Here is a 13357-nt window from a genome sequence, read left to right on the forward strand (position 1 = left end):
GGCGGCGGAGCAGGGGCCGGCGTGCGGCCCCTGCAGGTGTCACATCCGGCGGTCAGCCCTGAGCCAGCCAGGACTGGAACTTGGCGTCCAGATCGTCGCGGTAATCAGCCCACCATTCGTAGTTGTACAGGATGGTGTTCTTGGCGTTTTCCGGATTGGTCGGCATGTGCGGCGCCATTTCGATGCCAAGGTCGGCATGCTTGCCGACCATCGGGGCGGACGACGCACGGGCCGGGCCGTACGAGATGTACGCGGCCTGATCGGCCAGACGCTGGGTATCGGTGGCAAAGTTCAGGAAGTCCTTCACCCGCGCCAGCCGATCCTCGGGCAGGCCCTCGGGGATGATCCAGCCGTCCAGGTCGAACACCTGCGCATCCCACAGCATCTTGATCGGCTGATCCTGCTCGGCAATGGCCGAGAACAGGCGGCCGTTATAGGTCGAGGCGATCACCACCTCGCCGTCGGCCAGCGCCTGGATCGGCTCGGCCGCAGCAGACCACCAGATCGTCTGGTCCTTGATCGTGTCGAGCTTGGCAAAGGCGCGCTGCTGGCCTTCCTCGGTCTCGAGCACGTCGTACAGGTCTTCCTTGGCCACGCCGTCGCACAGCAGCGCCCATTCCAGGTTGTTGATCGGGCGCTTTTCCAATGCGCGCTGGCCCGGGAAGGTGTCCAGGTCGAAGACGGCGCAGACATCCTGCGGCTCGTTGCCGCCCCATTCCTCGACGTCCGAGCGATAGCCGAACGTGGTCGAATAGACGATCTGCGGTATGAAGCAGTCGCTGACGATCAGATCGCCGAAATCCTCGGATGCCGGCGTGCCGTCCGGGGCAGGGGCCAGGATCTCGTCATGGTCGACCTCCATCGCCAGGCCTTCGTCGCAAAGGCGGATGGCGTCCGAGGCCACCACGTCGACGAGATCCCAGGTGATGTTGCCGGCCTCGTTCATCGCGCGCAGCTTGGCCACCGCCTCGGGCGAACTTTCGTCCCAGACGGCGCTTACCTCGGGATTATCCGCAAGGTAGGGCTCGACATAGGCTTTCTGCTGACTGGCCTGATAGGCGCCGCCCCAGGACACGAGGGTCATGTCGTCGGTCATGTCCTGCGCACCGCCCGCGCCGGCCGCGAAGGCCAGTGCAATCGAAGCGAGAAGCATGTTGCTCAGTTTCATGTAGATCTCCCGGTTGCCCGTTGCTGTTGTGTCGGGTCCGACGGCACGGGCTGGCCACCGGATCCCGGCCCGCGGCGCGCCTGCGGCGGCCGCGGGGCAAATGGGTCACGCGTCCAGCGCGCGGCAATCCTCGGGCAGCCAGCCGATCTCGATGGTCTCGCCCGGTTTCAGCCGGCGCTGGTCGGGCGCGTTGCGGGTCTTGATGATGAAGTCATCATTGCCCGCGACGCGCACGCGCGTGCGATAGATGTCGCCCATGTAGATGAACTCGAGCACCTCGGCCTGCAGCCGGAACGCGTCGGGCTTCATCCGCTCGACGTTGTACTCGACGCGCTCGGGCCGGACCGAGACCAGCGTCCGGTCGCCCGCCGCCGAGACGTTCACCGCCGTGGTCGCGATCACGTCGCCGCTGTCCAGACGCACCGTCGCCTTGCCGTCGGCCAGCTCGACCACCGTGCCGGACAGGGTGTTGTTCTCGCCGATGAACTGCGCGACGAAGCTGTTCTCGGGGCGCTCGTACAGCGTGTCCGGCGACGCCAGCTGCTGGATCCGGCCATCGTCGAACACCGCGACGCGGTCGGACATGGTCAGCGCCTCGGTCTGGTCGTGGGTGACGTAGACCACGGTGATGCCCAGGTTGTGCGCCAGGCGGGTGATCTCGAACTGCAGCGTCTCGCGCAGCTGCTTGTCCAGCGCGCCCAGCGGCTCGTCCATCAGCACCAGCTCCGGCTCGAACACCAGCGCGCGGGCCAGCGCAATGCGCTGCTGCTGGCCGCCGGAAAGCTGCGCCGGGCGGCGGCCGCCGAAGGCGCCCATCTGCACCATGTCCAGCGCGCGGGTGATCTTCCCCTCGCGCTCGGCCTTGCCCATGTTCCGCACTTCCAGCGGGAACGACAGGTTCTCGGCCACCGTCATGTGCGGGAACAGCGCGTAGTTCTGGAACACCATGCCGATGCCGCGCTTGTGCGGCGGGATGTTGTTGATCGCGTTGCCGCCAAGCCGGATGTCGCCGTGGGTCGCGGTCTCGAACCCGGCCAGCATCATCAGGCAGGTGGTCTTGCCCGACCCCGAGGGGCCCAGCATGGTCAGGAACTCGCCCCTTGCGATCGACAGGTTGAGATCCTTCACGACGAGGATTTCCCCGTCGTAGCTTTTCTGCACGCGGTCAAAGACCACGAAATCATCGTGGGGCGCTTGCTGTGTCAAGTTGTCTCCGTGTTGGACTGTCAGCTTGTCCGACCGTCGCTTGTTTTCCAAAGCCTGCCACGATCTTTGCCAAATTGACAACAGTCTCTTGCCGGTTCGCATTACTTTTGAACGGCAAGGATCAACTCATTGAAGTTATTAATTATTTACAGGGGTATCCGGGGCGCGGCGGCGTGATCGAGACGCATGACCCTAGGTCAGGTTCACGGCCAGCCCCTCGAGCATCCGGCAGCAGCGCGCCAGCTGGGCGATCTCGACGAACTCGTCGGGTTTGTGCGCCTGGGCGATCTCGCCGGGGCCGCAGACCACGCAATGGGTTCCCAGCGACTGGAACAGCCCGGCCTCGGTGCTGAACGGCACCAGCTCGGCGCCGTCCTGCCCGGTCAGCTCGCTGACCAGCCGCCGCGCGAGGTTGTCGTCCGCCGGCTCCAGCCCGGCGACCTCGCCGATCACCCGGGTCTCGATCCGCGCCTCGGGGGCGACCGCGCGCATCGCCGGCAGCAGCACCTGCGCGCAATAGGCCTCCAGCGCGTCGCGCACGTGGCGCGCGTCCTCGGCGCGTACCGGGCGCATCTCCCAGTCGACCGCGGCCTCGCCGGCGATGACGTTGTGCGCGGTGCCGCCGGCCATCCGGCCGACGTTGACCGTGGTCCAGGGCGGGGCAAAGCGGCTGCCCTCGGGTGCGCTGGCGATCAGCTCGTCGCGCAGTGCCAGCAGCCGGTGCACGTAGCGCACGGCCATCTCGACCGCGTTGACCCCGCGCTCCGGGACCGAGCCGTGGCCCTCGCGCCCGGTGAACAGGGTGGTGTACTCGTGGCATCCCTTGTGGCCCTCGACCACCCGCATCCCCGTCGGCTCGCCGATGATCGCGGCGGCGGGACGCAGGCCGCGCGCGCGCAGGTGCTCGACAAGCTGCCGCGCGCCGAGGCAGCCGACCTCTTCGTCATAGGTGAAGGCGAAGTGCAGCGGCCGGCGCAGCCGGTCGCCGTCGAGTTGCGGCAGCAGCGCCACGGCGGCGGCGATGAACCCCTTCATGTCGCAGGTGCCGCGACCGTAGAGCCGGCCGTCCCGCGCCGCCATCGCGAACGGATCGCCGGTCCAGGGCTGGCCGCCGACCGGCACCACGTCGGTGTGCCCCGACAGCACCACGCCGCCGTCTGCCTCGGGGCCGAGGCTCGCGAAAAGGTTGGCCTTGGTGCCGCCGTCGTCGTGGCTCAGCTCGATCCGCGCGCCGGCGTCGGACAGGCGCTGCGCCAGGTGCGCCACCATCCCCAGGTTCGAGTCGGCCGAGACGGTGGGAAAGGCGATCAGTTCGTCCAGGATCGCGATGCTGTCGTCGAGCAGCCTGTCCATGCTCAGTCCTTCACCACCAGCGCGCGCGGGCGGTCGCAGAAGCACTCGGCCGGGCCGCCGTCGCGGATCAGGATGCTTTCGGTGATCTCCATGCCCCAGTCCTCCAGCCACAGGCCGGGCATGAAGTGGAAGGTCATCCCCGGCTCCAGCACGGTGTCGTCCTCGGCACGCAGCGAGATCGTGCGCTCGCCCCAGTCCGGCGGGTAGCTCAGGCCGATCGGATAGCCGCAGCGCGCGCCGCGGCGGATGCCGGCGGCCTCCAGCGGCGCGGCCAGCGCCTGGGCGATGTCGCGGGCGCGGTTGCCGGCGCGGGCGGCGTCCAGCCCCGCCTCCAGCCCCTCGACCAGCGCCGCCTCGGCGCGCAGGATGTGCTCGGGCGGCTTGCCCAGGAACACCGAGCGGCAGAACGGCACGTGATAGCGGCGGTAGCAGCCCGCCAGTTCGAAAAAGGTGATCTCGCCGGTGCGGAATTGAGAGCCGTTCCAGGTCAGGTGCGGCGCCGAGGCCGACTCGCCGCTGGGCAGCAGCGGCACGATCGCCGGATAGTCGCCCCAGGCGTCGCCGACGCCGTCGATCAGGTCGTGCATGATGTCGGCGACCAGCTCGTTCTTGCGCAGCCCCGGCTCGACCCGCTCGATGATGCCGTCGACGGCGCGCTCGACGATCGCGGCCGCCTTGCGCATGAAGGCGATCTCCTCGTCCGACTTGATCGCGCGTTCCCAGTTCACCAGCCCGGTGGCGTCGATCAGCGTCGCCTCGGGCAGCGACTCCAGCAGGGTCAGATAGGCGCGGGCCGAGAAATAGTAGTTCTCGGCCTCGACCCCCAGCCGCGCGCCGCCCAGACCCAGATCGCGCAGCGCCTGTGCCAGGTCCTGCATCGGGTGCCGCTCGCGCGACTGCACGAAGTTGTCGGCGTAGCCGAGGATGCGGTCCTCGTCCATCCACACGGTCTTGCGCGCGCCGTTCGAATCCTGGAACCGCCCCCACCAGACCGGGTCCTGGTCCGGCAGCACCAGCACCCCCTGGTGCACATAGAAGGACCAGCCGTCATAGCCGGTGATCCACGCCATGTTCGACGGGTCGGTCAGGAACAGCACGTCCAGATCCTGCGCCGCCATCGCGGCGCGGGTCTTGTCCAGCCGGCGCCGGTACTCGGCGGCCGGGAACGGGGCGCGGAAGGGCTCCTCGGTCATGGCAAACCTATGGGTGGCTCGGCGGTCCAAGGCGACGGCCGCCTGCCACCCTAGCGCCTGACCCGCCCTAGGCGTCAATCGTCTGCGGCACCTCGCGGCCTGCCTGCGCCAGCAGCGTTGCATTTCCGCCCGCGGCCGTGGTGTCTATGCACAGGTGACGCTCCAGCCGGCAGCGCGGCCCCATGTCGGGCCCGGTCAGCAGCGGGATCAGCGCGCCGTCGCGCGCCGCCAGCGCCACGCGGGCGGCGCGCAGGTCGTCCTCGGCGCTCCACAGCGCGACCCCGTCGAACCCGGCAAGCGTGCGCAGCGCGTCGCGCGGCAGCGTGCCGTCGACCCCCGGCGGCACGCAGCCGGGCACCGCGACGACGGCGCGGCAGCCGTTCTCGCCGGCGATCCGCGCCTGTTCCCGGGCATCCGCCAGCGTCGGGCCGAGGCACAGGATCACGCCGCGCCCGACCTCGGTCAGCCGGTTTGATTCGCCCGTCGGGCCGGGCAGGCTGCGCGCGTGCAGCACCTGTCCGTCGGGACGGTCGACCGTGCGCAGCGCCTCGGCCACCTGTGCCGGATCGGCCGCGGGTCCTTCGGGCACCGCGTGCCCGGGCAGGGGCCGCCGGGTAAAGCGCGGCACGTAGTTCGGCCCGCCCGCCTTCGGCCCGGTGCCCGACAGCCCCTCGCCGCCGAAGGGTTGCGAGCCGACGATGGCGCCGATCTGGTTGCGGTTGATGTAGAGGTTCCCGACCTTCAGTCGCCGCGTCACCTGGTCCACCCGGTCGTCGATCCGCGAGTGCATCCCGAACGTCAGGCCAAAGCCCGAAGCGTTGATCGCGTCCACGACCCTGTCCAGGTCCTCGGCGCGGTAGGTGGCAAGGTGCAGCACCGGGCCGAAGATTTCCTCGGCCAGGTCGCCGATGCCGCTCACCCGGATCACCGCCGGACCGACGAAGGTGCCGGTTCGGGGCGCCGCGACCTGATGCACCAGCCGCCCCTCGGCCTTCGCCGCCGCGACATGCGCATCGATCTTCGCCTTTGCGTCGGCGTCGATCACCGGCCCGATGTCGGTCGAGATCCGCCACGGATCGCCCAGCCGCAGCTCGTCCATCGCGCCCAGCAGCATCTCGGTGAAGCTGTCGGCGATGTCCTTCTGCACATACAGCACCCGCAAGGCCGAGCAGCGCTGACCCGCCGACTGGAAGGCCGAGATGACGATGTCCTTCACCGCCTGCTCGGGCAGGGCGGTGCTGTCGACGATCATCGCGTTCAGCCCGCCGGTCTCCGCGATCAGCGGCGCGTCCGGGCGCAGCACCGGGGCCATGGCCCGGTGGATCGCCTGCGCCGTGGCGGTCGAGCCGGTGAAGCACACGCCGCCGACCCGCGCATCGCCGGTCAGCGCCACGCCGACCTTGCGGCCCGCGCCCGGCACCAGCTGCAGCGCATGGCGCGGCACGCCCGCCTGGTGCAGCAGCTCGACCGCCCGGTGCGCGATCAGCCCGGTCGCTTCCGCCGGTTTCGCCAGCACCGCGTTGCCTGCCGCCAGCGCCGCCGAGATCTGCCCGGTGAAGATCGCCAGCGGGAAGTTCCACGGCGAGATGCAGGTGAACACGCCCCAGGGCGCGGCGTCGGCCAGCTCCTCGCCGCGCGCCGCGTAGTAACGCAGGAAATCCACCGCCTCGCGCAGTTCGGCGACGGCGTCGGGCAGGCCCTTGCCGGCCTCGCGGGCCAGCAGGGCGAAGATCTCGCCGAAATTCGCCTCGTACAGGTCGGCGGCGCGGTTCAGCACCGCGGCCCGCTGCGCGGCGCTTTCGGTCCACGGCGCGGCGGCGGCCAGCGCGGCCCCGAGATCGGCCTCGTTCGCCTGCACCACCTGGCCGACAACGTCATCCGGGCGGGCGGGATTGCGAACCTCGTGCGCTTCGCCGCCAGTCACCTCCGCGGCCAGGACCGGCCCCGCCTGCCAGCGGTGATCGGCCCATGGGCTGCGCGCCGCGTCGATATCGTCCAGCGCGTCCGGCTCGCGCAGCTCCCACCCGCGCGCGTTCGCGCGTTCGGGGCGGAACAGGTCGGCAGGCGCCGTCACCGGCCCGGCGTGCCCCTCGACCCGCGCCAGCACGTCGAACGGATCGGCGGCGACCGCCTCGGGCGGCACCGTCTCGTCGACGATCTGGTTCACGAACGAGCTGTTGGCCCCGTTCTCCAGCAGCCGCCGCACCAGGTAGGCCAGCAGGTCGCGGTGCGCGCCGACCGGTGCATAGATCCGGCAGCGCGTGCCCTCGGCGGCCAGAACCCGGTCGTGCAGCGCCTCGCCCATGCCGTGCAGGCGCTGGAACTCGTAGGACGCGCTGTCCGCGCCCATCGCCAGGATCGCGGCGACCGAATGGGCGTTGTGGGTGGCGAACTGCGGATAGATCCGGTCGGTCATCCCCAGCAGCTTCTGCGCGCAATGCAGGTAGGACACGTCGGTCTCGGCCTTGTGGGTGTAGACCGGGAAGCCGGCCAGCCCCTCGACCTGCGCGCGCTTGATCTCGGTGTCCCAGTAGGCGCCCTTGACCAGCCGCACCATGATCCGCCGGTCCAGCCGCGCGGCCAGCGCGTGCAGCCAGTCCAGCACCGCGCCCGCGCGCTTGCCATAGGCCTGCACCACCACGCCGAACCCACCCCAGCCCGTGAGGCTGTCGTCCGTCAGCACCGCCTCGATCACGTCGAGCGACAGTTCCAGTCGGTCGGCCTCCTCGGCGTCGATGTTCAGCCCCATGCCCGCGGCGCTGGCGGCCCGCGCCAGTTCCAGCACGCGCGGCACCAGTTCGGTCATCACCCGGTCATGCTGCCCGGTCTCGTAGCGCGGATGCAGCGCCGAGAGCTTGATCGAGATCCCCGGATTGTCCCGTATGTCCTTGCTTTCGCAGGTCGTCGCCAGCCGGGCGATGGCTTCGGAATACGCGTCCATGAAGCCTTGCGCGTCCTTCGCGGTCAGTGCCGCCTCGCCCAGCATGTCGTAGGAAAACGTGTAACCTTTCCCGCCGCTTGAACGGCCTCGCTCAAGTGCCTCGTCAATCGTGCGGCCCAGCACGAACTGGTGCCCCATCTCGCGGATCGCGCGGCCCACGGCAGTACGGATCACCGGCTCGCCCAGGCGCCTGATCGCCGCGCGCAGGACCGATGCCGGTCCGTCGCCCTCGCGCAGGATGCGCCCGGTCAGCATCAGCCCCCAGGTCGAGGCGTTGACCAGCGGCGAGCTGGAATGGCCCAGGTGCGCGCTCCACTCCGAGGGCGCGATCTTGTCCTCGATCAGCGCGTCGATCGTATCGGCGTCGGGCACCCGCAGCAGCGCCTCGGCCAGGCACATCAGCGCGACGCCTTCCTCGGTCGAAAGCCCGTACTCGGCCAGGAATACCTCCATCAGGCCGGGGCGCGACCGCTCGCGGATGTCGCGCACAAGGTCGATGGCACGGGCATGGGCGCGGTCGCGCAGATCCTGCCCGACCGGCGCCTCCCGCGCCAGCCGGGCCAGCACGGCCGCGGCGTCCGCAAGCCTGTCGTCCCTGATCCTGTCGCGCGGTGTGCCGGTGGCGGGCATCTTCATCCTCCTTGTACGGAACCCGGCCGCAGCTTATCAGCGCCCCGACGGGCTGTTTTCCCGAACGCGCCCCTGACACAGGATATGGGATCGAAAATGCCGGCAAGCAAAGGCGGAATCGCCGCGAACATGGCCCCCGACGGGCAACTGGACGCCATCGACCGCAAGATGCTGCAGATCCTCGCCCGCGACGGGCGCATCGCGGTGACCGATCTGGCCGAAAAGGTGGGGCTGTCGAAAAGCCCGGCCCAGGTGCGGCTGAAACGGCTGCGCGAGGCGGGCTACATCCGCGGCTTCCGCGCGGTGCTGGACGCGCGCAAGCTGGGGCTGGATCACGTCGCCTTCGCCGAGGTGCGGCTGACCGACACCTCCGAGGCGGCGCTGGCCGCGTTCAACGCCGGCGTGATGCAGGTCCCCGAGATCGAGGAATGCCACATGATCGCCGGCGCCTTCGACTACCTGCTCAAGGTCCGCACCCGCGACATCCGCGCCTATCGCCGGGTGCTGGGCGAGACGATCTCGTCGCTGCCGCATGTCGCCGGCACCTCGACCCACGTGTCGATGGAGGCGGTGAAGGACAGCGGGCTCTAGCGCCGCGCGGAACGCGGGCCTAGGGCATCGGGATCGGGTTGACCGCCATCGGCACGTCGTAGCCGCGCTGCACCGCGGGGCGCTCGGCGATTCGCAGATACCAGTCGCGGACGGCGGGATAGGCGTTCAGGTCGATCCGCTGCCGCTCGAACCGCGAGACCCAGGGCCAGGTGGCGATGTCCGCGACCGTGTAGGCCCCGCGCCCGTCCCCGGCAAGGTAGTCGCGGTCGCCGAGGCGCCGGTCCAGCACCGCGTAGAGTCGCCGCGCCTCGGCGGCGTAACGCTCTTCGGCATAGGGCGCCTTGCCGGGGTTGTAGAACAGGAAATGATGCGCCTGGCCCAGCATCGGGCCGGCGCTGCCCATCTGCCACATCAGCCATTCCATCATCCGCCACCGCTCGGCCCCGCCGGCCAGGAACCGGCCAGCCCGCTCGGCCAGGTAAAGCAGGATCGCTCCCGACTCCATCAGGCTCAGCCCGGTCTCGCGGTCGACGATCGCCGGGATCTTGTTGTTGGGCGAGATCTTCAGGAAGTCGGGCGCGTGCTGTTCGCCCTTGCCGATGTCGATGGCGTGCACCGTGTAGGGCAGGCCGAGTTCTTCCAGCAGGATCGAGACCTTGCGGCCGTTCGGTGTGGTCCAGGTGTACAGGTCGATCATTTCGGGTTCCGCTTCGGTTTGTCGGTTCGGGAGTGGCTTGCAGGGCGGCGCGCGGTGCCGGCGCCGGGACTGCCGCGACGGGGCCCGGAGGGGGGGCGTGGAGGGGGCATGGAGGGGCGGGTGAAAAAGTCCTTCCGGGAAACGTGCGGATTGTCGCCGACTCGGCTCCTGTCCTATAGGATGGTGCCGGGGTGCGGGCCGCTCTTGACGGCTCGCCGAAGGGGGGAATCTCTGCAATGAGATGTCAAGCCGCAACAGCAGCCGCGCTGTCGACGGGCGTTTGTGCCGCCGCCGCGTGCCATGCGGGAACACGCCATGATGTCGCCGCGTTCGGCAGTCAGTCGCGACGCGCGCGGCTCGTGGCGTCGGCGGCAGAGATTTCGGCGGCCGTGTCCGGTGCGCTGCGATGCGGGAGCCGGCGGAACGCCTGAGGGGCGCGCCTCGATCACTATCAGGTGGGTGTAAAAGATAAATGAGTAAGGCAGCCGCAGGAATTCCTTTCACTGAACAAGAAGCACAACTTACCGAAGGCGCCGTGACCGTCGAGGACGTCGACGCCGCACCGGGCACCGGCACAAGCTACACGCTGGACACCGGCGACAGCTTTCAGGGCGAGGTGTCGGTCGAGGGGGATCGCGACTGGGTCCGAATCACCCTGGAGGCCGGCAAGAGCTACGAGTTCTCGATGGCCGGCGGCACGTTGTCCGACGGCGTGCTGCGGCTCTACGACGGCTCCGGGACGCTGCTGGCCGTCGACGACGACAACGGCGCCGGGCTGGACCCGATGATCCGCGGTTTCACCGCCACCGCCGGCGGAACCTATTACCTGTCGGCGGCCGCCTATGCAGACATATATACCGGCAGCTACACGCTGACCTTCGAGGAGGTGATCCCGCCGCCGCCGCTGAAGGAGTGGACCGTCGACGAGATCGCGCTGCAGCTGACCGACAGCTACTGGATCGGCACCGGCCGCGCGCCGCGCTCGTTCGAGCTGCAGCCGGGCGAGGCGATCACCGTCAACCTCGCCGGCCTGAACGCCGACGGCCGCACGCTGGCCGAGCGGGCGTTGTTGGCCTGGACCTGGTCGACCGGGCTGGAGTTCGCCACCACCACCGGCGCGGCGGACATCACCTTCGACGACGAGGTGGACGGCGGGTTCGCCACGCTGAGCGTGCAGAACGGCGTCATCACCGCGGCGCACGTCAACGTCGGCACCAGCTGGCTGGCGGCCTACGGCACCTCGATCGACAGCTATTCGTTCCAGACCTACATGCACGAGATCGGCCACGCGCTGGGCCTGGGGCATGCCGGCCCCTACAACGGCTCGGCAATCTGGGGCGAGGACAACAGCTATCTGAACGACAGCTGGCAGATGACGGTGATGTCCTATTTCTCGCAGATCGAGAACAGCTGGCTCGATGCCTCCTACGCCTTCCTGGTGACGCCGATGATCGCCGATGTCGCCGCGGTCGCGGCGCTCTACGGCGCGCCGGCCGACCTGCGCACCGGCAACACCACCTATGGCGACAACGCCAACAGCGGCGGCTATCTGGACGGCGTCGCCGGGTTCTCGACCCCGGTGGCGTTCACCATCGTCGACGGCGGCGGGCTGGATCTGCTGGATGCCAGCAACGGCACCACGGCGCAGGTGCTGGATCTGCGCGACGGCGCCGTCTCGAACCTGTGGGGGCTGACCGGCAACGTGCTGATCGCGCTGGGCACGATCATCGAGGCCGGTATCGGCGGCGCCGGCGCGGACCAGATCTTCGGCAACGGCGCGGGCAATCTGCTGATCGGCAACGGCGGCGCCGATTCCGTCTGGGGCTATGGCGAGGCGGATTACCTGCGCGGGCGGGGCGGCGACGACGTGTTGCGCGGCCACCGCGGCAACGACCTGCTGGAGGGCAACGGCGACGACGACGTGTTGCGCGGCCATACCGGCAACGACCGGCTGACCGGCGGCAGCGGTCAGGACAGGCTGCACGGGGGCAACGGACGCGACGTGCTGTGCGGCGGCGCCGGCGACGACACGCTTTCGGGCGGTGCCGGATCGGACCTGCTGAAGGGCGCGTGGGGCGACGACCGGCTGATCGGCGGCGCAGCCGGGGACATGTTCCTGTTCCGCGGCGGGCACGGCTCGGACGTGATCGTCGATTTCGAGCTGGGCAGCGATCTGATCCTGATCGCCGGCGGCTTCGGCATGGGCGATGTCGGCATCACCGACGCGGCCCGGGGCGCGCGGGTGACGTTCGACGATGTGACGGTGCTGGTGAAAAACATACTCGCGGACAGCCTGACCGCGGACGATTTCATGTTCGTCTGAGGCCTGGCGCTCAGCCGCCCCAGGTGCGGCGCAGGAACGCCATCCAGTTGCGGTGGCAGATCTTCGCGATCAGCGCCTCGGACAGACCGCGGGCGCGCATCTCGGCGCGCAGCGCGGTCAGCCCGGCGGCGGTCGCCAGTTCGGGCGGGCAGGGCGCGCCGTCGAAATCCGAGCCAAGGCCGACGTGGTCCTCGCCCGCCAACTCCAGCATGTGCAGCAAATGGTCGACGCACAGCCCCAGCGTGCCCTCGGGGGCGATGCCGCCGTCGGGGCGCAGGAAGAACACGCCGAAGTTCAGGCCCACCATGCCGCCGGTCCGGCCGATCGCGCGCAACTGCGCGTCGGTCAGGTTGCGCGCCGACGGCGCGAGGGCGTGGCAGTTGGAGTGGGTGGCGACCAGCGGCAGCCCGGCCTCGGCCACGTCCCAGAAGCCGCGCATGTTGAGATGGCTGGTGTCGAGCACGATCCGCAGCTGCGCGCAGCGGCGGGCGAGCGCCTTGCCCGCCGCGGTCAGGCCGGGGCCGGTGTCGGCGTCCGACGGGTGGCGGAACGGCACCCCGTGGCCGAACACCGTCGGCCGCGACCAGACCGGGCCGAGCGAGCGCAGCCCGGCGGCGTGCAGCACCTCGAGCCCCTCGAGGTCGGGGCCGATCGCCTCGGCGCCCTCGAGGTGCATGACGGCGGCGATCCGGCCGGCGGCCATCGCCGCATCGATCTCGGCCGCGGTGCGGCAGAGCGCCAGCAGGCCGGCGCGGTCGAGGGCGATCAGCACCTCGGCCTGTCCGACCACGGCGGCGAGCGCGGACGCGCGGTCGATCGGTGCGGGCAGCGCCAGATCGTAGGGCGGGCTGCGGAAGGCGGCCCGGTCGGGCAACGGGCCGGAGGGCACGAACAGCGCGAACAGCCCGCCGGCGAACCCGCCCGCCTGCGCCTGTTTCACCGTGATCTGCCCGGGGCCGTCGGCGAAGTTCTGCGGCGCGCGCGCCGGCCCCGCCCGCCAGAGCCGCAGGATGGCGTCGTTGTGGCCGTCGAAGACCGGGGGGTGGCGCGGGTCCGTCATCGGCCGAGTTGTGGACCGGCGTGGGCGCGCGCGCAAGGTGTGAAATCGGCCGGTTTCACCTTGGAAATCCCCCTAAGACCATGATTTTGTGGGCATGTTGAATCTGAAAACTGCGTGAACGGCGTCGGGCGGCGGGATTCGGGGCTGGCGGCGGGTGCCTCCGGCGGGGATGTTCGCGGAAGGTGGACGCCGGACGCCCGTTCCGGAACGGCGCGGCGGCGGATGCGGTCGGCG

General features: G+C 69.9%; 9 protein-coding genes. 2 read left to right on the forward strand and 7 right to left on the reverse strand.

All coding sequences use genetic code 11. The annotated features are described in order from the left end of the window. Positions 1–52 precede the first annotated feature (52 nt). From GE300_RS03790 to putA, 5 genes are all read right to left on the reverse strand, one after another. Positions 53–1168 carry an extracellular solute-binding protein gene (locus GE300_RS03790; RefSeq protein WP_154445067.1) on the reverse strand — a complete coding sequence of 372 codons (1116 nt, stop codon included), beginning with the start codon at positions 1166–1168 and terminating at the stop codon, positions 53–55. A 105-nt stretch (positions 1169–1273) separates the two neighbouring features. After that, positions 1274–2374, reverse strand: a complete 1101-nt coding sequence (locus GE300_RS03795) for an ABC transporter ATP-binding protein (protein WP_233416757.1) — start codon at positions 2372–2374, stop codon at positions 1274–1276. A 192-nt stretch (positions 2375–2566) separates the two neighbouring features. Further along, positions 2567–3727 carry an acetylornithine deacetylase gene (gene argE, locus GE300_RS03800; RefSeq protein ID WP_233416758.1) on the reverse strand — a complete coding sequence of 387 codons (1161 nt, stop codon included), beginning with the start codon at positions 3725–3727 and terminating at the stop codon, positions 2567–2569. A gap of 2 nt (positions 3728–3729) precedes the next feature. Next, positions 3730–4920 (reverse strand): M24 family metallopeptidase, encoded by a 1191-nt coding sequence (locus GE300_RS03805; RefSeq protein WP_154445071.1) that lies wholly within the window; start codon positions 4918–4920, stop codon positions 3730–3732. A 67-nt stretch (positions 4921–4987) separates the two neighbouring features. Next, positions 4988–8491, reverse strand: coding sequence for a bifunctional proline dehydrogenase/L-glutamate gamma-semialdehyde dehydrogenase PutA (gene putA, locus GE300_RS03810; protein ID WP_154445073.1), 3504 nt, complete (start codon positions 8489–8491; stop codon positions 4988–4990). Between the two features lie 96 nt (positions 8492–8587). Between putA and GE300_RS03815 the strand changes: the two genes are divergently transcribed. After that, positions 8588–9082: an Lrp/AsnC family transcriptional regulator gene (locus GE300_RS03815; RefSeq protein ID WP_233416759.1), complete on the forward strand. Its 495-nt coding sequence runs from the start codon at positions 8588–8590 to the stop codon at positions 9080–9082. A gap of 19 nt (positions 9083–9101) precedes the next feature. On the opposite strand, the gene GE300_RS03820 is transcribed toward GE300_RS03815, so the two are convergent. Beyond that, positions 9102–9740 (reverse strand): glutathione S-transferase family protein, encoded by a 639-nt coding sequence (locus GE300_RS03820; RefSeq protein WP_154445074.1) that lies wholly within the window; start codon positions 9738–9740, stop codon positions 9102–9104. A 535-nt stretch (positions 9741–10275) separates the two neighbouring features. Between GE300_RS03820 and GE300_RS03825 the strand changes: the two genes are divergently transcribed. Beyond that, on the forward strand, positions 10276–12063 hold the full coding sequence (locus tag GE300_RS03825; protein ID WP_325063085.1) for a M10 family metallopeptidase C-terminal domain-containing protein: 1788 nt from the start codon (positions 10276–10278) through the stop codon (positions 12061–12063). Positions 12064–12073: 10 nt separating this feature from the next. Here the strand turns inward: GE300_RS03825 and GE300_RS03830 are convergent, their stop codons facing one another. Beyond that, positions 12074–13123, reverse strand: a complete 1050-nt coding sequence (locus tag GE300_RS03830; RefSeq protein WP_154445078.1) for a dipeptidase — start codon at positions 13121–13123, stop codon at positions 12074–12076. Between the last annotated feature and the right edge of the window lie 234 nt (positions 13124–13357).

This window comes from Halovulum marinum (genome assembly GCF_009697225.1).
Classification (GTDB): domain Bacteria; phylum Pseudomonadota; class Alphaproteobacteria; order Rhodobacterales; family Rhodobacteraceae; genus Halovulum; species Halovulum marinum.

Excerpts from the sequence above, each read along its gene's own strand:
- GE300_RS03820 (WP_154445074.1), bottom strand. The coding sequence starts at position 9,740 with ATGATCGACCTGTACACCTGGACCACACCGAACGGCCGCAAGGTCTCG.
- GE300_RS03790 (WP_154445067.1), bottom strand. The coding sequence starts at position 1,168 with ATGAAACTGAGCAACATGCTTCTCGCTTCGATTGCACTGGCCTTCGCG.
- GE300_RS03830 (WP_154445078.1), bottom strand. The coding sequence starts at position 13,123 with ATGACGGACCCGCGCCACCCCCCGGTCTTCGACGGCCACAACGACGCC.
- GE300_RS03815 (WP_233416759.1), top strand. The coding sequence starts at position 8,588 with ATGCCGGCAAGCAAAGGCGGAATCGCCGCGAACATGGCCCCCGACGGG.
- argE (WP_233416758.1), bottom strand. The coding sequence starts at position 3,727 with ATGGACAGGCTGCTCGACGACAGCATCGCGATCCTGGACGAACTGATC.
- putA (WP_154445073.1), bottom strand. The coding sequence starts at position 8,491 with ATGCCCGCCACCGGCACACCGCGCGACAGGATCAGGGACGACAGGCTT.
- GE300_RS03805 (WP_154445071.1), bottom strand. The coding sequence starts at position 4,920 with ATGACCGAGGAGCCCTTCCGCGCCCCGTTCCCGGCCGCCGAGTACCGG.